Source organism: Rhodoferax sp. (genome assembly GCF_030653815.1).
Classification (GTDB): domain Bacteria; phylum Pseudomonadota; class Gammaproteobacteria; order Burkholderiales; family Burkholderiaceae_C; genus Rhodoferax.
In genome coordinates this window covers 20,045-38,859 of record NZ_JAURYQ010000040.1, presented here as the reverse complement: position 1 = coordinate 38,859, position 18,815 = coordinate 20,045, and the positions used below count along the sequence as shown (strand labels likewise).

The 18,815-nt window shown below is 61.1% G+C and carries 19 protein-coding genes; 11 read left to right on the top strand and 8 right to left on the bottom strand.

Annotation, left to right across the window (positions count from 1 at the left end; genetic code table 11):
- The first annotated feature begins 29 nt into the window (after positions 1 to 29).
- From rpsA to crcB, 8 genes are all read left to right on the top strand, one after another.
- Positions 30 to 1,712: a 30S ribosomal protein S1 gene (rpsA, locus tag Q7U49_RS15375; RefSeq protein WP_304765673.1), complete on the top strand. Its 1,683-nt coding sequence runs from the start codon at positions 30 to 32 to the stop codon at positions 1,710 to 1,712.
- A gap of 112 nt (positions 1,713 to 1,824) precedes the next feature.
- On the top strand, positions 1,825 to 2,130 hold the full coding sequence (locus Q7U49_RS15370; protein ID WP_304765671.1) for an integration host factor subunit beta: 306 nt from the start codon (positions 1,825 to 1,827) through the stop codon (positions 2,128 to 2,130).
- A 70-nt stretch (positions 2,131 to 2,200) separates the two neighbouring features.
- Positions 2,201 to 2,503, top strand: a complete 303-nt coding sequence (locus Q7U49_RS15365; RefSeq protein ID WP_304765668.1) for a lipopolysaccharide assembly LapA domain-containing protein — start codon at positions 2,201 to 2,203, stop codon at positions 2,501 to 2,503.
- A complete protein-coding gene (gene lapB / locus Q7U49_RS15360) occupies positions 2,493 to 3,650 on the top strand; it encodes a lipopolysaccharide assembly protein LapB (RefSeq protein ID WP_304765665.1) in 1,158 nt (385 codons plus the stop codon). The genes Q7U49_RS15365 and lapB overlap by 11 nt, the downstream gene beginning before the upstream one ends.
- The gene (gene rfaE1, locus Q7U49_RS15355; RefSeq protein WP_304765662.1) at positions 3,647 to 4,576 is read left to right on the top strand and encodes a D-glycero-beta-D-manno-heptose-7-phosphate kinase; all 930 of its coding nucleotides are present in this window, start codon (positions 3,647 to 3,649) and stop codon (positions 4,574 to 4,576) included. Before lapB ends, rfaE1 begins: the two co-directional genes overlap by 4 nt.
- A complete protein-coding gene (rfaD, locus tag Q7U49_RS15350; protein WP_304765659.1) occupies positions 4,573 to 5,592 on the top strand; it encodes an ADP-glyceromanno-heptose 6-epimerase in 1,020 nt (339 codons plus the stop codon). Before rfaE1 ends, rfaD begins: the two co-directional genes overlap by 4 nt.
- 27 nt (positions 5,593 to 5,619) lie before the next feature.
- On the top strand, positions 5,620 to 5,907 hold the full coding sequence (locus Q7U49_RS15345) for a helix-hairpin-helix domain-containing protein (protein WP_304765656.1): 288 nt from the start codon (positions 5,620 to 5,622) through the stop codon (positions 5,905 to 5,907).
- Positions 5,908 to 5,927: 20 nt separating this feature from the next.
- On the top strand, positions 5,928 to 6,311 hold the full coding sequence (gene crcB / locus Q7U49_RS15340) for a fluoride efflux transporter CrcB (RefSeq protein ID WP_304765654.1): 384 nt from the start codon (positions 5,928 to 5,930) through the stop codon (positions 6,309 to 6,311).
- A 98-nt stretch (positions 6,312 to 6,409) separates the two neighbouring features.
- Here crcB and Q7U49_RS15335 read toward each other — a convergent pair whose 3' ends face one another.
- The 8 genes from Q7U49_RS15335 to Q7U49_RS15300 form a co-directional block, all read right to left on the bottom strand.
- Positions 6,410 to 6,709, bottom strand: coding sequence for a hypothetical protein (locus tag Q7U49_RS15335; protein WP_304765652.1), 300 nt, complete (start codon positions 6,707 to 6,709; stop codon positions 6,410 to 6,412).
- Between the two features lie 13 nt (positions 6,710 to 6,722).
- Positions 6,723 to 6,977, bottom strand: coding sequence for a MoaD/ThiS family protein (locus Q7U49_RS15330; protein WP_304765649.1), 255 nt, complete (start codon positions 6,975 to 6,977; stop codon positions 6,723 to 6,725).
- A 10-nt stretch (positions 6,978 to 6,987) separates the two neighbouring features.
- Positions 6,988 to 8,283 (bottom strand): NAD(P)/FAD-dependent oxidoreductase, encoded by a 1,296-nt coding sequence (locus tag Q7U49_RS15325; RefSeq protein WP_304765646.1) that lies wholly within the window; start codon positions 8,281 to 8,283, stop codon positions 6,988 to 6,990.
- A gap of 60 nt (positions 8,284 to 8,343) precedes the next feature.
- Positions 8,344 to 10,197: an aldehyde ferredoxin oxidoreductase family protein gene (locus tag Q7U49_RS15320; protein ID WP_304765643.1), complete on the bottom strand. Its 1,854-nt coding sequence runs from the start codon at positions 10,195 to 10,197 to the stop codon at positions 8,344 to 8,346.
- A 12-nt stretch (positions 10,198 to 10,209) separates the two neighbouring features.
- Positions 10,210 to 10,686: a 4Fe-4S dicluster domain-containing protein gene (locus Q7U49_RS15315; RefSeq protein WP_304765641.1), complete on the bottom strand. Its 477-nt coding sequence runs from the start codon at positions 10,684 to 10,686 to the stop codon at positions 10,210 to 10,212.
- A gap of 228 nt (positions 10,687 to 10,914) precedes the next feature.
- Positions 10,915 to 12,834, bottom strand: a complete 1,920-nt coding sequence (locus tag Q7U49_RS15310) for a hypothetical protein (RefSeq protein WP_304765639.1) — start codon at positions 12,832 to 12,834, stop codon at positions 10,915 to 10,917.
- A gap of 131 nt (positions 12,835 to 12,965) precedes the next feature.
- Complete coding sequence (locus Q7U49_RS15305) at positions 12,966 to 14,342, bottom strand: sigma-54 dependent transcriptional regulator (protein ID WP_304765636.1); 1,377 nt, start codon at positions 14,340 to 14,342, stop codon at positions 12,966 to 12,968.
- 7 nt (positions 14,343 to 14,349) lie between these two features.
- A complete protein-coding gene (locus Q7U49_RS15300) occupies positions 14,350 to 16,095 on the bottom strand; it encodes an ATP-binding protein (protein WP_304765633.1) in 1,746 nt (581 codons plus the stop codon).
- Positions 16,096 to 16,210: 115 nt separating this feature from the next.
- On the opposite strand from Q7U49_RS15300, the gene Q7U49_RS15295 reads away from it, so the two are divergent.
- The 3 genes from Q7U49_RS15295 to modB are packed head-to-tail and all read left to right on the top strand — an operon-like array spanning position 16,211 to position 18,815.
- Positions 16,211 to 17,347, top strand: coding sequence for a sigma-54-dependent Fis family transcriptional regulator (locus Q7U49_RS15295; RefSeq protein ID WP_304765630.1), 1,137 nt, complete (start codon positions 16,211 to 16,213; stop codon positions 17,345 to 17,347).
- Positions 17,344 to 18,120 (top strand): molybdate ABC transporter substrate-binding protein, encoded by a 777-nt coding sequence (gene modA / locus Q7U49_RS15290; RefSeq protein WP_304765628.1) that lies wholly within the window; start codon positions 17,344 to 17,346, stop codon positions 18,118 to 18,120. Before Q7U49_RS15295 ends, modA begins: the two co-directional genes overlap by 4 nt.
- Positions 18,117 to 18,815 carry a molybdate ABC transporter permease subunit gene (gene modB / locus Q7U49_RS15285; RefSeq protein ID WP_304765625.1) on the top strand — a complete coding sequence of 233 codons (699 nt, stop codon included), beginning with the start codon at positions 18,117 to 18,119 and terminating at the stop codon, positions 18,813 to 18,815. The genes modA and modB overlap by 4 nt, the downstream gene beginning before the upstream one ends.

The following is an 18,815-nucleotide window of genomic DNA, read 5'->3' as shown; positions in this document are numbered from 1 at the left end:
ATAACCTGCGCTTAACACCGCATCAAAACATGTCTGAATCTTTTGCCGCCTTGTTTGAAGAGTCCTTGCAACGCACAGAAATGCGCCCGGGCGAAGTGATCACTGCCGAAGTGGTTCGTATCGAGCACAGCTTTGTGGTCGTGAACGCCGGTCTCAAGTCTGAAGCCTACGTGCCGCTGGAAGAGTTCAAGAACGACCAGGGCGAAACTGAAGTCCAGGTCGGCGACTTCGTGTCGGTGGCCATCGGCTCCATCGAAAACGGCTACGGCGACACCATCCTGAGCCGCGACACCGCCAAGCGCCTGGCTTCCTGGATGGCGCTGGAAAAGGCGCTGGAAACCGGCGAATTTGTCACTGGCCAGACCAGCGGCAAAGTCAAGGGTGGCCTGACCGTGTTGGTCAACGGCATCCGCGCTTTCCTGCCCGGCTCGCTGGTCGACACCCGTCCGACCAAAGACCTGTCTCCGTACGAGAACAAGACCCTGGAATTCAAGGTCATCAAGCTCGACCGCAAGCGCAACAACGTGGTGCTGAGCCGCCGTGCCGTGGTGGAAGCCTCCATGGGCGAAGAGCGCTCCAAGTTGATGAACACGCTGAAAGAAGGCGCGATTGTTCAGGGCGTGGTGAAAAACATCACCGAGTACGGCGCATTTGTCGACCTGGGCGGTATCGACGGCCTGTTGCACATCACCGACATGGCCTGGCGTCGTGTCCGTCACCCTTCTGAAGTCGTGACGGCTGGCCAGGAAATCACCGCCAAGATCCTGAAGTTCGACACCGAGAAAAACCGTGTCTCGCTGGGTCTGAAGCAAATGGGTGATGACCCGTGGATGGGCGTGAACCGCCGTTACCCCCAAGGCACCCGCATGTTCGGCAAGATCACCAACATCGCCGACTACGGCGCATTTGTGGAACTGGAACCCGGCATCGAAGGCCTGGTCCACGTGTCCGAAATGGACTGGACCAACAAGAACGTGGCGCCGAGCAAGATCGTTGCCTTGGGCGACGAAGTCGAAGTCATGGTTCTGGAAATCGACGAAGACAAGCGCCGCATTTCGCTGGGCATGAAGCAGTGCAAGGCCAACCCATGGCAGGAGTTCGCACAGAACACCAAGCGCGGCGACCGCGTCAAGGGCCCGATCAAATCGATCACCGACTTCGGCGTGTTCGTGGGTCTGGCTGCCGGCATTGACGGCCTGGTGCACCTGTCTGACCTGTCCTGGAACGAGCCCGGCGAAGCTGCCGTGCGCGAGTACAAAAAAGGCCAGGAAGTGGAAGCACTGGTGCTCGCCGTTGACGTCGACCGCGAACGCATTTCGCTGGGTATCAAGCAGCTCGACTCCGACCCCTTCACCACCTTCTCGTCGATCAACGACAAGGGTTCTGTGGTCACTGGCAAGGTCAAGTCCGTGGATGCCAAGGGCGCCGAGATCGACCTGGGCGACGACATCATCGGCTACCTGCGTGCTTCGGAAATCTCCCGCGACCGCGTGGAAGATGCCCGCAACGTGCTCAAGGAAGGCGACGAAGTGAACGCTGTGGTGGTCAACGTGGATCGCAAGACCCGCAACATTCAATTGTCCATCAAGGCCAAGGACGCCGCTGACCAGAGCGAAGCCATGGCAAGCTTGAGCCAGCAGTCGGCCCGTGAAAACGCCGGTACCACCAGCCTGGGCGCCCTGTTGCGCGCCAAGCTCGACAACAATAACTAAAGCGTTATTGCTGAACTGAATGAACGGCCGGTTGCCCTGTGCACCCGGTCGTTTTTTTCTTATTAGTCAGTTGGGGACAGGCTAAAGATCTGTCCCGCAAAGGTATTGGTTTATGACCCGCTCCGACCTCGTTGAAGAACTTGCAGCACGATTTGGCCAGATCACCCAGCGCGATGCCGAATTTGCGGTGAAGGCGATTCTGGAGGCCATGAACGATGCCTTGGCACGCGGCCATCGCATTGAAATTCGCGGTTTTGGCAGTTTTTCAGTGAACTACCGTCCGCCCCGCATGGGACGCAATCCGCGCAGCGGTGAGAGCGTCGCCATTCCAGAAAAAAAAGTGCCTCACTTCAAGCCGGGCAAAGCCTTGCGCTTGGCCGTTGACCAGCGCACCGACGAATTGCTGCCTGCGCCTTGACGCTGCGCCAGCTTGTGCGCTTGCCGGCAAAGTCAGGCGCTAGAATCTTTGCAATCTCTGGGAATCGTCGATGAAACACATCCTGTGGTTGCTTAGGTGGATCCTCAAGATCGCCATATTTTTTACCCTGTTCGCCTTTGCGCTCAACAACCAGCAAATCGCCACGGTGCACTTCTTTTTTGGTCAGTATTGGCTCGCCCCCATGGTGCTGGTGGTGCTGGGTGCCTTTGCCATCGGCGTGGCGGTTGGCGTGCTGGGCATGACCCCGTGGTGGTGGCGCCATCGCCAGGCCCAACAGGCACCTGCCGCACCCCAGACCGCCGCTGAGCCCATGGCGCCAGGCACACCTCCGGTTTACGCTGATGGAATTTGACCTGAGCTGGGTCTTGCTGGGCTTGCCCCTGGCCTTTGTGCTGGGCTGGCTGGCATCTCGGCTGGACCTGCGTCAGATCCGGCTGGAAAACCGCCAGGCGCCCAAAGCCTATTTCAAGGGCCTCAACTATTTGCTCAACGAGCAACAGGACCAGGCCATTGACGCCTTCATCGAGGCGGTCCAAAACGACCCTGACACCTCGGAGCTGCACTTTGCCCTGGGCAACCTGTTCCGCCGCCGCGGCGAGTTTGAACGCGCCGTGCGCGTGCACCAGCACCTGCTGTCACGCGCTGACATCAGCCAGGCGGACCGGCACCGGGCACAGCACGCCTTGGCGCTGGACTACCTCAAGGCCGGCTTGCTGGACCACGCCGAGACCGCCTTGCTCAAGCTCGAAGGTACGCCTTTTGAAGCCCAGGCCCGACTCGCCCTGCTGGCCAACTACGAGCGCAGTCGGGACTGGCCTCAGGCCGCCCTGATGGCGGAAAAGCTGGAAAGTGACGCCCAGGGCAGCTTTGCACCGCGGCTGGCCCACTACCTGTGTGAGCAAGCCGCCGGGCAAGTGGCCCAGGGTCAGCCAGCAGCGGCGCTGGAGTTGTTGCAGCGCGCCATCAGCAAGGCCCCCGAGGCCGCACGTTCGCGCCTGGACCTGGCCCAGCTGCAAGCGCAGATGGGGCACGCCGGTGAAGCTTGGCACACCCTGATGCAGGCGCTTGACAGCACCCCCGCCGCCATCCCCCTGATCGTGCGCCCGCTGGCCGACCTGGCCCTGCGCAGCGACCATGCCGCCCCCACCCTGGCCCGGCTTCAGGCCTTGTATACCGAGCAGGCCTCGCTGGATGTGCTTGAGGCCATCGTCACACTTTCCAACGCTGACCCGGCCGCCCAAAACAGTGCCCGCGACTGGTATGCCCATCATCTGGAAAAAGAGCCTTCTCTGGTGGCGGCCACGCGCTGGATCGCCGGTGAAAAGCTCGAGCACGAACAATTTCACCCCCAGGTGCAACGCGCCCTCGACCATGCCATCAAGCCCCTGCTGCGTTACCGCTGCGCCGCTTGCGGCTTTGAGGCCACGCAACATTTCTGGCAATGTCCCGGCTGCCAGGCCTGGGACAGTTACCCCGCGCGCCGGGTCGAGGAACTATGAGCATCTCCAAAGAAAAAATGTCTGCCGCCCGCGTGCTGGTGGTAGGCGACGTCATGCTGGACCGCTACTGGTACGGCGCGGTGGACCGCATCAGCCCGGAAGCCCCGGTGCCGGTGGTGCGCGTCACACGCGAAGAAGAGCGCCCCGGTGGCGCTGCCAACGTGGCTTTCAACGTGGTCACGCTGGGCGGTCAGGCCTCGCTGCTGACGGTGGTGGGCGAGGACGAGGCCAGCCACAAGCTGGAGGCGCTGGTGGCCGACACCGGCATCCAGACTTGTTTCGGCCGCGACGCGCAACTCAAGACCACGGTCAAGCTGCGCGTCATCGGGCGCCAGCAGCAATTGTTGCGGCTGGACTTTGAGAACACCCCCAAAAACGAGGTGTTGGCCACGCAAACGGCCCGCTTCACGAACCTCTTGCCCAGCCATCAGGCTGTGCTGTTTTCTGACTATGGCAAGGGCGGCCTGGCCCATGTGAGCGACATGATTGCGCGCGCCGTTGAAGCCGGCAAACCCATCCTGATCGACCCCAAGGGCTCGGATTATTCGCGTTACCAGCTGGCCACCGTGATCACCCCGAACCGGGCCGAGCTGCAACAAGTCATTGGCGCCTGGCAAGACGAGTCCGACCTGCAGGTCAAGGTGCAAAACCTGCGCCAGCAACTCGGGCTGCAGGCCGTGTTGTTGACCCGTAGTGAAGAAGGTATGACCCTGTTCGACGCGCAGGGGCGTGCCGACGTCAAGGCGCAGGCGCGCGAAGTGTTCGATGTCACTGGCGCCGGAGACACCGTGATCGCCACCCTGGCCGCGCTGGTGGCAGCAGGCATGAGTCTGCGCGAGGCGCTGCCCTGGGCCAACCGGGCCGGTGGCCTGGTGGTTGGCAAGTTTGGCACCGCCACTGTTTCTTTTGAGGAGTTGTTCGCATGACCCGAATCGTTGTCACCGGTGCTGCCGGCTTTATTGGTTCCAACCTCATCAAGGGCCTCAACGCCCGCGGCCTGACCGACATCATTGCCGTCGATGACCTGACCCAGGGCGACAAGTTTCGCAACCTGGTTGACTTGCAGATTGCCGACTATGTCGATGCCGCAGATTTTTACGATGCCTTTGCCGCCGACGCCTACGGCAAGGTCGAAGCCGTTTTTCATGAGGGTGCCTGCAGCGACACCATGGAGAGCAACGGCCAGTACATGATGCAAAACAACTACAGCACCTCGGTGCAGTTGTACCAGACCTGCCAGAAGCGCGGCGCCCGCCTGCTCTATGCTTCCAGCGCCGCCACTTACGGCGGTTCGGACACCTTCCGCGAAGCGCCGACTTTTGAGCGCCCGCTCAATGTCTACGGTTACTCCAAACTGCTGTTTGACCAGCGCATGCGCCTGGAGTGCGGACCAAAGTTCGAGAACGCCCTGACCGGACTCACCCGCCAGGTGGTCGGCTTTCGCTACTTCAATGTGTATGGCCCGCGCGAACAGCACAAGGGGCGCATGGCCAGCGTCGCGTTTCACCAGTTCAACCAGTTCAGGGCCGAGGGCAAGGTCAAGCTGTTTGGTGACTACGGTGGCTATGCCCCAGGCGCGCAAATGCGCGACTTCGTTTTCATCGACGACGTGGTCGCGGTCAACCTGTGGTTCTTTGACCACCCCGGCATCTCGGGCATTTTCAACCTGGGCAGTGGTCGCGCCCAGCCCTTCAACGACGTCGCCAGTTCGGTCGTCAATGCGCTGCGCCAGGCTGACGGCCAAGCGCCCCTGACGCTGGCGCAGCTCGGCACCGAGGGTCTGCTGGAATACATTCCCTTTCCCGATGCGCTGCGTGGCAAGTACCAGTGCTACACCCAGGCTGACCTGGGCGCGCTGCGCGCCACCGGTTGCGACCATGTCTTTGCGGATGTACAAACGGGGGTAACCCAGTATGTGCAGTGGCTGGCGCAGCAGGGCTAAATCCAAATAACATTCAAGGAGACCGCCATGTTCAAAAAATCCCTCGCCCTCGTTGTGCTGATGTCTGCCCTGTCGTGTCATGCCGCACTCGACATCAACCAAGCCACCGAGGCCGAACTTGACAGCATCAGGGGCATCGGCCCGGGCACCTCGGGCAAAATTCTCCTGGAACGCAAAAAAGGCAACTTCAAGGACTGGAACGACTTCATCACGCGGGTGCAGGGCATCGCAGAAATCAAGGCGGCCAACTTTTCAGGTGAAGGCGTGACCGTCAACGGTGCCGTCTTCAAGGCAGCGCCTGCTGCCAAAAAATAAAGTACAGCGGACCTCATCGCATGCTTTCCGTGCTGGCCATCTGTGTGGGCGCCTGCCTGGGCGCGCTGGCCCGCTGGGGACTGGGTGTGTGGCTCAACCCCGGCGCGGCGCTGCCCCTGGGCACGCTGGCAGCGAACCTGGTGGGAGGCTACCTGGTGGGCGCAGCGGTAGCGGTGTTTCAGGCCCTGCCGCATCTGGATCCGGCCTGGCGGCTGGCGATCATCACCGGCTTTCTGGGCGCGCTCACCACCTTTTCCAGCTTTTCAGCTGAAGTGGTAGGCATGCTCGGGCAACAACGCTACCTGCTCGGTGTTGGTACGGCCGCCCTGCACCTGTTCGGCTCACTGCTGCTCACCGTGGCGGGCATCAGGACAGCCGAGTTTTTCATCAGGGCGTCAGCCTGACCCACCAGGAGCCTGGGCGGCAGAGCGTTCTGCTGCGTGCCCCCCGCCCTGCGGGCTCCTCCTTTCCCTGCGCAGACCGCTCTGCCGCCCAGGCTACCCTAGCCGCCGCCGCGCTGCATGTAGAGATCAAAGCGTTTCATGAAGACGTGACGCGCAGCATCGTCCAGCCCGGCAAAGCGAAAACTCACCTTGAGCACCGGAATGCTGATGAGCCCGATCACCCGGGGCGCGGCTACCTGCCATTTCAGGCCGAGCGCGCCGTCGCCAATGCGCACACCAGCCGCACCTGCCTGTTGTTTCCAGTGGTGGTCGCCAATGGCTTGGGGCAGCCACATCAGCCACTCGGCCTCGGTGCAACCCATCTCGCGCTCGAAGCGCTCGGCATAAAAATCCTGCATGCGTCAATGACCCTCAGCCGCCGGCAATCGGCGGCCAGATAGCCAGCACATCACCTTCGGCCAGGGTTTGCGTTGAGCGCTTTTCGGGTGCGACATAGCTGCCATTCACCAGCACCAGGTGTACCAATTTCTCGGGCAAACGGTACTGCGCCACCAACTGGTCGATGGTGGTGTCCGGCGCAATATCCAGGGCCACGATGTTGGTGTATTTAGACTCGGGCGGCAGGTAGTCGGTCAGTGACGCAAACAGTTTCAGGGTAATTTTCATGCAACAAACTTTAACGTCGGCGCGTGTCGGCTGCACCCGACCAGTCGCCTTGTCCTTGCGCTGCGGCCAGGTAGGCCTCCATCAACAGGGTCGGATCCTGCTTCAGGGTGCTGGCCCAGTCGCCCAATTTGATCTGGCCTTCGACCAAACCGCGCATCACGCCCACATGCTCGGTCCAGCCCACGCTGTTGCAGCCCACCAGCACGTCGTCCTTGAATTGCAGGCTCAGATGGCGGCCCTGGGCCTTGTCGGTCAGTTCCACATGGTCGCCCCCGGGCACACCCTCCCAGTCGCCAAAACTCGCCGAAATCAGCCCCAGTGTGTCGAGCACGTTGATTTGTGTCACGCCCTTCAAGTTGGCCCTGGGAGCCTGGCCGCGCGCGAAGGCCACCATGTTGGTAGCGGCAATCCGGGCCTGCTCGGCGGCGTTGGGCTGGATGGCGCTGACGATCATCTTGCCGCTCACCTTGTCCAGCGCTTCGGCGCAGTCGCCGGCGGCATAAATGCCGGGCACATTGGATTGCAGATGCTCGTCGGTGAGCACACCCAGCAGGCAAGTGATGCCCGAATTTTCCAGGTAGCCAATGGCCGGGCGCACGCCGGCGGCACTGATCACCAGGTCGGCCTGCATGGTCTTGCCGTTGGAGAGCTTGACGGTCAAGGGCTTGCCGGGCTCGATCGACTCGACCCGTGTACTGGTGAACACTTCCACACCCTTGGCCTCGCACCAGTCGCGAATCATGCCACCGGCGGTGGGGCCCATCATGCGCGGCACCATGCGGTCACCCATTTCAACCACGCTCAATTTCACACCGCGCGCCGCCAGCGCTTCCATGATGATGCAGCCAATGAAGCCGGCGCCGAGCTGCAGCACGCGGGCACCGGGCTGGGCCAGCGCCGCAATGGCGCGCGCATCGGCCAGCGTCCAGCACCGGTGCACCCCTTCCGACTTGATGCCGGGCACAGGCGGTGTCACCGGGCGCGAGCCCGTCGCCACCAGCAAGGTGTCAAAACGGATACTTACGCCACCATCCAACTCCACTGTTTTGGTGTCTGCCTGCACCTGCTTTACGTGCGCCACACGCACCTGGATGTTCAGGTCGTCAAAGTGCGTCGGACTTTTGCGCAGGTAAGTGCCGGCCTCGTCGATATTGCCCATCAACAAATAAGGAATGGCCATGCGCGAATAAGCTGGCTCGGGCTCATCGCCGATGATGGTGATGCTGTCGTGGGCGCTGAGCTTGCGGATGGTCTCGGCGGCAATGACGCCGGCCGGGCCGGCACCGAGGATGACGTGGTGGGTCATGATGATTTCTCCAGAAAAAACGGCTCCTTTCAGAGCCGTCTTGTGTGTTGCTATAGACGCTTACAGGCTCAGGCGCTCTTTGGTGGCTGCGGTCGGGCGGCCTTCAGGGTCCCAGCCACGTGCTTCGTAGTACAGCGGCAGCATGGTGGCGAGCTCGTTGAACTTGCCTTTGGCCGGGCCGGTTTTGCAAGCCTCCGCGGCCGTGGTCAGTCGCGCAGGCAAGCTGTCGTCGGCCTTGGTGAAACCGGCACGGTTGTTGAACTCGCGCTCCATGTTCCAGATGCGCTCACCGATCTTGGCCAGCTCTTCAATGGTGTACTGGTCGCCACAGGCCGCCGAGATTTGCGGCGCCAGGTCTTGCAGGCCCCAGGCAAAGGTGGTGAAGATGCACAGGCCACTTGAGTCAAATGCCGCAGTGGCATCCTGGAAGGCCTTGACCAGTTCGGGCTTGCCTTGCGACTCGAGCGGATCGGTCTTGACCGGAATGCCCAGAATCTCGGAGGCAATGGTGTAACCGCGCAAATGGCAGCCGCCCCGGTTGCTGGTGGCATAAGCCAGACCAATGCCCTGGATGGCGCGGCCGTCATAGGCCGGGAATTCCTGCCCCTTGGAGGACATGCTGAGTTCGGGGTGGCCGTACTTGGCGGTCAGGCGCTTGGAGCCCTGGCCAATTTCCTTGCCAAAGCCGCGGCCATTGACGGTTTCCTCGGCCAGAAAGGCCAGCGCGCGAGCCGAGCCAAACGGGGCTTCAATGCCGATTTGCTCCTTGGTCAGCACACCCATGCCGTAGAGTTCCATCACGGCACCCACGGTGGCGCCAAAGCTGATCGGGTCGATGCCTTCTTCGTTGCACAGCAGGTTGGCGTATTGCAGGCATTCCAGGTCGTTGACGCCGTTGGCGGCACCGAGTGCCCAGGCGGCTTCGTACTCCAGGCCGCCGTTGGCACCGCGGTATTGCGGCTTGTTCTCGATGGTGAAGTGGCCTTCGTCCATCTTGCTGATGCGCCCGCAGGCAATGGTGCAGCCAAAACAAGCCTGGTTGGTCACCAGGTGTTTCTTGCCGTCGGTGGCACGCGGCTTGGCCATGGCTTCGGCACCGATGTCCATGGCGCCTTCAAACTGGCTGTCTTGGTGGTTGCGCGTGGGCAGGCCGCCCACTTCGTTGATCACGCTCATCAGCACCTGGGTGCCCATGGCGGGCAGACCCGTGCCGGTGACACCGTTATCGGCCAGCACTTTCTTGGCGGCCTTGGTGGCGGCCATGAAAGCCTTCGGGTCCTTGACGTTGCCCACGCCCTTGGTGCCACGCACCGCAATGGCCTTGAGGTTCTTGCTGCCCATCACAGCACCCACGCCAGAGCGGCCTGCCGCGCGGTGCAGGTCATTGACCACGGCCGCAAACAACACGCCGTTTTCGCCGGCCTTGCCGATGCTCGACACGCGCGTCAGCGGGTCTTGCAGGCCCTTCTTGATGATTTCTTCGGTTTCCCAGACGCTCTTGCCCCACAGATGAGACGCATCGCGCAGCTCGGCCAGGTCGTCGTTGACGTAGAGGTAGACCGGCTTGGCCGACTTGCCTTCAAAAATGACCATGTCCCAGCCGGCCATTTTGAACTCGGCGCCCCAGTAGCCACCCGAATTGGAGCAGGCAATGGCACCAGTCAGCGGGCCCTTGGTGATCACCGTGTAGCGCCCGCCCGTGGAGGCCATGGTGCCGGTCAGCGGGCCGGTGGCCCAGATGATCTTGTTTTCAGCAGAGAGCGGATCGACGGTGGCATCCACTTCTTCGACCAGGTACTTGGTACCCAGGCCACGCGAGCCAATGTAGGCTTGCGCCCATTCCATATTGAGGGGTTCAGACTTGACGGTACCGGCGCTCAAGTTAACGCGGAGGATTTTTCCTGCCCATGACATGTTCGTTTCTCCTTATGCAGCCGAAGGCTGGTTAGCCAATTTATCTGCCCACTGTTCCATCTTGCCCAGACCGGTCCAGTTGGCGTCGATGAAGGTGATGGCGCCGGTGGGGCAGGCGTCGGCACAGGCCGGGTCGCCACCGCAGAGGTCGCACTTTTGCACCTTGCCGGTTTCCTGTACATAGTTGATGGTGCCAAACGGGCAGGCGATGGTGCAAACCTTGCAGCCTACGCAGGTGGCTTCGTTCACCACCTTGGCGCCGGTGGCCTTGTCCAGCGTGATGGCTTCCACCGGGCACGCGTGCAGGCACCAGGCTTCGTCGCACTGGGTGCAGGTGTACGGCACTTTCTTGCCGGTATGGTGAAAGTTGAACACCTTGATGCGTGACTTGGCGGTGGCGAAGGTGCCGTAGTTCTCGAAAGAACAGGCCATTTCGCACTGCAGACAGCCGGTGCATTTGTCTGCGGTGATGTGCAACACCTTTTGCATGTGGAGGTCTCCTGTGGGTAAAAAATGAAACTGGGTGAACGACCGCGTCGCCATTCCTATGAAATCAGTTGCATGGGTATTGTTGGAGTTTGGCGAAAAAATAAGCCTAGGGATAACCCTAGTCGGATAAGGGGCGTCGTCACAAATTCTCAAATTGAGACACGAACACCAAAAAAAAACCGCCGGACTAACCGGCGGTTTTTAATGACGCAAAGACTGAATTATCAGCTACAGCTTCTTGACATCATGACATGCGGCACCGCAGGCATTGGTGTACGGGATCGGCATGGCCGAACCCGGGGCCACACCCTTCACACCGACATTGTCCTTGCGCGGCACGTCATAAATGTGCGAGCTGATGTCGTTGGTCCAGTAGTTCTTGCCATCGGCCGCCGTCAAGCCCTTGCCAAAGCCGGCACCGGTTTGCATGGTCTTGGTGACGTGACAACTGGCGCAGGTGATCTGGGCCGGGTCCACCGTGCACTTGGCCTTGTCTGCCAGGTGCTTCTTCAGGTCCATGGTGTTGACATGGCAACTGTTGCAGGACTCAACCGACTTGGAGTCTGTTTTCATCTGATGCGCAAACTTGGCCGTGCCATGGGTGTCGTGGCAATCCGAGCAGGCCACCAGTTGTGTGCCATTGCGGTACTTGGATGACTTGATGAAGTCGGTGTACTGCTGGTGATGCGACTTGGAATGCAGGCCATCAGCCCAGTAGTCGTTCTTGGCGGCATCCTCACGCGTGGTGTACTCGTTCAGGTACACGTTGCGCGATGTGCCCGGCAGCATCATCTTGTTGTCCTTGTTGACCGGCTGGTCATTTTTCAGGTTGCCTTGAGGCCGGCTATGGCACTGACCGCAGATCATCGAGGCGCGCTCGGCAGCCAGCTTGTTGGGGCTGACAATGGTGGACGGCATGTCGATTTCCTTGGCGGCGTTGTGCACCGAGCCCGGGCCGTGGCAGGTCTCGCAACCCATGTTGATCTCGTTGGGTTTGCCATCCCCATCTGTGTCGATCTCACCATTGCGGTCATTGCTGGAACCGGCAATGTAATCACCTGCCGCAGTCTTGGTCAGGGTGTAACCATTGGCATGGCAAGAGGCACATTCCTTGTCGAACGATTTGGCTTGCGGCGGGTCAGCCAGCTGCTTGGTGGTTTCGTTGTAGAACCAGTCGGCATGGTAATCACGCCATTCCTTGCGGCTGCGGTCGGCAAAGGAGTCGTCGCCGTTCTGGTTGAACTGGACAAACGGGAACAGGTTAGGACCCACACGCACCAGGTAACGTTGTTTGTAAACACCGCCGCCATAAGTCATTTCAACCGGATAAACGCGCGCTGCATCCTGGGGATTCTTGACGTTTTCGGCACGGAACTTCAGCGAGCCGTCCTTGTCCTTGTAGAACGTGGCGGTAAAACTCACGCTGGCAGCATCGGCCGGGGCCTTGGTGCTGATCAGGTACTTGTCAAAGCCACGCTTTGAGTCGTAGCCATGGAACCAGAACTTGGTGCCGGCCATGAGCTTGTCGAGGCCTTTATTGAAGTCCGGGAAGTTGGAAAAATCCTGCAACTTGCTGGGCTTGCCAATCACGGTGATGCCCAGGCGGTGCAGCGTTTTGGTGAAGTGCTTCTGGTCTTCGTGGCATTCAATGCAGGCCGAACTGCCAATGTAGGTGGCGCCTGCCGGCGTATTGCCAGAGACCTTGATCTTCAGCGGCGCCTTGGACAATTCATCGCTGGTCATGGCCACGCGCGACTTGTCACCCCCAGGCAAATACTTGTTGTTGGCAGGCTCCACATAAACGAAGTACTTGCCCATGGGGACAGCGGCAAATTTGAACTCGCCTTTGGCATCGGTCCTCGCTTTGAGGTAACGGTCGCGGTTGGCCGTCAGGTTATCTTCCAGCGGCTCGTCATTTTTGGCGTCTTTCTTGATTTCGATGGGCGTCTTGCCCATGGCCACCACGTCGGACGACGGAATCAACCACACCGTGGCGTTGGAGACCTTCTGGAAAGTCTCCTTGCTGCCATCTTCAACAACACCTGCTACCGGCGCGTTGGCAACGCCTTTGATTTCAGTCTGCGTACAGCCATAAATCAAAAACGTCGAGGCCAGGGCCAGCAGGCTCCCAACAACAGTCTTTCGCATCACGATCTCCTTCATAGAGTGAACATCACCCGATTGAACTAGGCAAGCTTCGTGCCACGACTACTGCATCAGAAGACGCCGCAGAATCCATCCAATGCGCTTAAAAAACTGTCAGGCAATCACGACAGTTGTCATGAATCAGTGACAAAGCCCCAACGCTTCATCCGCACGTAAAGGTTCTGACGGGGAATGCCGCTCAAACGCGCCGCCTCGGAAACATTGCCGCCGGCAGCCTCAAGGAGCCCCTTCAAATAAGCCTGCTCGAAGCTGGCGCGCGCCTCCTGGTAGCCGAGTTCAGCGGCTGATGGCGTCAGGGTGGGCGACGCAGGTGCCATCTGCAAACTGCATCCGGGACCGAGGTGAACAGCGTCAATCACGCCGCCCGGCTGCATGGCAGCCACGCGCTCGATGCAATGCTGGAGCTCGCGCACATTGCCTGGCCAGGAATGGGCTTCCAGGGAAGCCAGCGCGGCCGGCGTGAAAGGGCCACATTGCTTGCCAAACTTGGCGTTGAAAAGTTCAAGAAAATGAACCGCCAGACGAAACACGTCGCCCTCGCGCTCACGCAGTGGCGGTAAAAACACAGCCACCACATTGATCCGGTAGTACAAATCCTCGCGAAAACGCCCCGCTTTGACCTCGCCCAAGAGCGAACGGTTGGTTGCACAGATCAGGCGAAAGTCGGTCGAGCGCCGATGGGTGCTGCCAATGCGGCAAAAGCTGTGGTCTTGTAGTACGCGCAACAAATTGCTTTGCAACTTGGGGCTCATGTCGGCAATTTCATCCAGAAACAGGTTGCCGCCATTGGCCTTTTCAAAATAGCCGGCGGTCGCCTGGGCGGCACCGGTAAACGCGCCCTTCTCATAACCAAACAGCAGGCTTTCCAGCAAGGACTCGGGCAAGCCACCACAATTCACTTCCAGGAAAGCCTGGTCAGCACGCTGGCTGTGCGCATGAATGTACCTGGCCATCACATCCTTGCCGGTGCCACTTTCGCCTTCCAGCAGGACCGTGGTGTCCAGACCGGCCACTTGCTGCAGCTGCCCCAGCAAACGCGTCATCGCGGCTGATTGCCCAACCACCAAAGGTGCGCCCGAAGCTTTGGCCAAGCGGATGCGCAGGGTGTCAATTTCACGGTAGGCGGCGTCAATTTCAAGCGCCTTGCCGATCACGGCCTCCAGCGCTTCCAGGTCTTCAAAAGGCTTGGTCAGGTAATCGAACAGCCCCTCACGCACAGCCGCCACGGCATCACGCACATCGGCAAATCCGGTCATCAGAATGGCCACCATGCGTGGCCGCTGGGCGCGAAACTCGCGCAACAAATCCAGTCCCTGGTGGCTTGGCAAGCGTTGGTCCATCAAGACCAGATTGAAGTCATGCGTGGCGAACAACCGCCGCGCCTCATCCCCCTCACTGGCCAGGTGGACGTGGGCCGAGGTGCGAAGCATCTGCTCCAGCAGTGTCCGGGTGTAACGGTCGTCATCAACGACCAGAATCTTGGGCAACATGAGTGGGCTAGGAGTGGGTATGTACGGGATTGGTCGTGGTGGTTTGCGGCAACCAAACCGCAAATTGCGTGCCACCCTCAGGCAAATTTTCAACGGTGACAAAACCCTGGTGCAGCAAGGCCACATGTTGCACCACCGGCAGCCCCAGGCCCGTGCCTTCGTGGCGGGTGGTGAAAAACGGCGTGAACACCTTGTCCAGGATTTCGGGCGCAATGCCCTTGCCATGGTCGCGAACGGCCAGACGCCAGCCTGGTGCGCCTGTTTCGGGGTGTGGCTGGGCTTGCAGACTGATCACCACCGGGCTTTCATCGTCGGTGGCCTGCGCGGCATTGAGCAGCAAGTTGAACAAGGCATGGCGCAGCAAAATGGCGTCCATCAGCAGCACCACCTTTTCTTCGGGAAACACCAACTCGACAGGCATCTGGTGGCGCAGGGTCTGACGAAACATCAGCACGGTCTCTTCAACCACCTGGGCCAGATCGGTAGGATGGCATTCGAATTTGGACACCTTGGCAAAACGCAGCATGGACGCAATGAAAGCATGACAGTCCTGGCCGGCGTGTCGGATTTCGGCCAGAAGTTCGCGGGTCCGCTGCGGGTTGCCCGTTTCGCGCTGCGCCAACTGGGTCAGGTTCACCACCCCAACCAGCGGGTTGTTGAGTTGGTGCGCAATCTCGCCCACCATAGTGCCCAGCGCCGACAGCTTTTCAATTTGCAGAATGCGGGCATGTTCGGTGCCCACGCGCAGCAACTGGTGTTCCAGATCATGCTGACGCTGGTAGTCGCGCTCCACCCGGTCCAGCGCAAAATAAAAGAGCCCCAGAACAAAAGCGCCCACCAGCAGACTCATCAGCGTCACGCCCGTGATGGAGCGCTGAAAGCTCTTCTGCAAGCCGGTGATGTCGCGCATCACCACCAGATCGCCAATGCGCCGGCCACTCGCATCATCAAGCGACAACATGGCCAGATGCAGGGTTTGATCGTCTTGTTTGAAAACATGGGTGACACCGGTACGCAAGGCGGCCAAGACGGACTCGTTCATGGCCGCCGGGGGATGTTCCCGGGTGTTTGCCACCACGACCTGCTGCTCAAAGCGACTCCAGTTGCCCTGCCTCTGAAGCAGGGCCAAGCCGTGATGCCACTGTTGGGCTGGCAGAAATTCCTTATCCACCAGCACAAACAAGTCAACCGTCAGGGTTTTATGAATTTCATCCAGCAGGTGACCAATTTCCTCGCCCATCTCGACATACCCCACCACCCCTTGTGCACTTTGCCAGGGGGCCACCAGGCGCAGCGTCAGGGTTCCCAGGGCGCCCAATTCCAGGCCATGAATGGGCACATTGAGCTGTCGCGCCTGCACCGTGGTGTCACGCGTGATGACATCGCCGTACTCGTCCGGGCTATGGATCCGCACCAGATTCACCAATTCCGGACTGTTGAAGTACAAGTGGGTGATGCGGTAGTCGTCTTGCAGGCTTTGAAACAGCGGCCCTGCCTCACGCAACAAGGCACGGCGATCCTGGCTGGAAAACGCCGCCGTGAGGGCCGGGATTCCCTGCATGGTGTGCACCACGGCACGCATCAGCTTGGTGTCCTTGTCCAGCTTTTGGTCGACCAACTTGGCGACCGCCGAGACCCGCTCGGACAAGGCGCGGTCGCGGGTCTGCACCTGCAAAAAATACGCCGTGGTCACAAAGGCCATCAAAATGAAGGCCAATACCAGGGCAAACGGCCACATCAAGGCGGCTTTCACACGGCGCGGGGAAGAAACAGATGTTTTTAATTTCACAAGCAAAGTGTGCCTGCAAGCCGGCGCCCTGACAAGCGGGTTCGCCGATGCATTCAAAATACGATAAATTCAGAGCTTAATGGATTTCACCGTGCACCCCACCGACCCCCACACCAATGCCGCGCACAGCCGCCTGGCGCGCATAGCCTTGGCGCGCCAGCGCCTCATGCGCGACGGCCAAGCCGCCACGCCGGGCTGGGTCGCGCCATGGGTTGAACGCTCCTGGCAGCGCTGCCTGAATTCGGGCTTGCAGCCCGCCAGCGCAGTCCAGTTTTCGCAGGTCAGCGCGCCCTTGCTGCGTTACACCCTGGAAGCCAACCACAGCTTGATTGCCGCAGCACAACCCATGCTGCAGAACCTGGCGCGCGCCATTGTCAACACGCGCTACTTCGCCATCCTGACCAATGCCGACGGCGTGGTGGTCGACGCCTGCGGCGCCATCGACCACGCCGACCCGCGCGCCCACCTGATCACCCGTGTCGGCACCGACCTGTCCGAGCGCAGCATGGGCACCACCGCCATTGGCACCACGCTGGCCGAATTGCAACCGGTCTGGCTGCACCGTGGCGAGCATTTTTTTGACCAGACCTCGGCTTACAGCTGCGCTGGCGCCCCGCTGTTGGGTCCCGATGGTGCGTGTGTGGGCATGCTCGATGTGACCGGGGTCGACGCGCAGGAGCGCCCGGAACTCAAGCATCTGGTCATGCAGTCGGCCAGCAAGATCGAAAACGCCCTGCTCACGGCCCAGCCCCACGCCCTGCTGCTGCGCCTGAACTGGCCCGGCAATGCCCTGGGCAGCGACGCCGATGGCCTGCTGTGCCTGGATGCCGAGGGCTGGATCACCGGGGCCAACCCGGTGGCGCGGCAAATGGTGCCTGGCCTGGCCGCACCCGGCCAGGCGCCCATCCACGTCAGCGAGGTCTTTGGCATGTCGTTCGAGCCCTTGTTCGACGCCGCCAAACGCCCCGGAAAGCCGATCGAATTGCCGCTCTGGAGCGGCCTGCGCCTGCAGGCCCAGGCCATCAGTCGCGCCGATGAAGCCCACACGCTGCAGGCCGGCAGCCGTGCGGCGCCAGCGCTGGCGCTGCGCGAGGTCGAGGCCGTGATGATCCGCAAAGCGGTCGAAGAGGCCCGTGGCAATGTCGGCCAGGCGGCGCGCGCCCTGGGCATCAGCCGCGCCACGCTGTACCGCAAACTCGGGCAAAAGCCGGCATGAAGAGCTACCGCTTGTTGCCCCTGCTGCTGGCATTTTTTGCGTTCACGGCAAGCGCACTCAGCCAGGCCGCAACCGCCCGGGTAGCCGCCGCCGCCGACTTGCGCTTTGCTTTCAATGAACTTGCTCCCCTGTTTCAGAAAAGCCACCCCGAGCACCGGCTGGACCTCATCATGGGTTCCTCGGGCAAGTTCATGCAGCAAATTGAAAACGGCGCGCCGTTTGACATTTTTTTCTCGGCCGATGTGAGCTACCCGAAAAAACTGGTGGCCAGCGGCCAGGCAGTGGCACCGGTCACAAGCTACGCGCTGGGGCGCATCGTGCTCTGGAGCGCCAAGGTCGATGCCAGCCAACTCAGTCTGCGTAGCCTGACCCGCCCCGAATTTCGCAAGATCGCCATTGCCTCGCCAGACCATGCGCCCTACGGCGCACGCGCCAAAGAAGCGCTGCAACACGCCGGCCTGTGGACCGTGCTGCAGCCCAGGCTGGTGTTTGGCGAAAACATTTCGCACACCGTCCAACTCGTTGACAGCCAGGCGGCCGAGGTCGGCATCATCGCCCTGTCGCTGGCCCTGAACGACACACTCAAGGCCAAAGGCGGCTACTGGCTGATTCCGGCCGACACCCACCAGCCGCTGGAGCAGGCCTTTGTCATCACGCGCCATGGTCAAAACAACCCGGCCGCCCGGGCCCTGGCCCAGTTCATGGGCACGCCCGAGGCCCGTGGGGTACTGCGGCGCAACGGCTTTGACCTGGTCACCGAGGCCCGGCCATGAATTTTGCCGGCATGACCTCCGGTGAATGGCAGGCGATTTGGCTGACCGCCAAGCTGGCCGGCCTGACCACACTCATCCTGCTGCTGCTGTCGGCCCCGTTGGCCTGGTGGCTGGCGCGCTCCAGCAGCCGCTGGGTCAATGGCGTCACCGCCCTGGTGTCGCTGCCGCTGGTCTTGCCGCCCACGGTGATCGGGTTCTATTTGCTGATCGTGCTCGGGCCCCAGGGGGCGGTGGGCGGCGCGCTGGAACAAATCGGCTTGCAGCATTTGGCGTTCAGCTTCTGGGGCATTCTGGTCGGCTCGGTCATTTACTCGCTGCCCTTTGCGGTGCAGCCCTTGCGCGAAGCCTTCGGTGCCATCGACCCACGCCTGCTCGATGCCGCCGCCACCCTGCGCGCCAGCGCGCTGGACCGGTTTTTCAGCGTGGTGCTGCCACTGTCGCGCGGCGGCATCCTGACCGCCGTGGTCATCACCTTTGCCCACACCGTGGGTGAGTTTGGCGTCATCGCCATGCTGGGTGGCAGCATTGCCGGTGAGACGCGGGTGGTGTCGATCGCCATTTACGACTACACCCAGTCGCTGGAGTACGGCGCGGCGCACCGGCTGTCAGCCGTGCTGCTGGGCTTTTCGTTCCTGACCCTGCTGCTGTTTTATGCCATCAACCAGCGCATGATGAGCCCGCTCAAACCGCGCTGA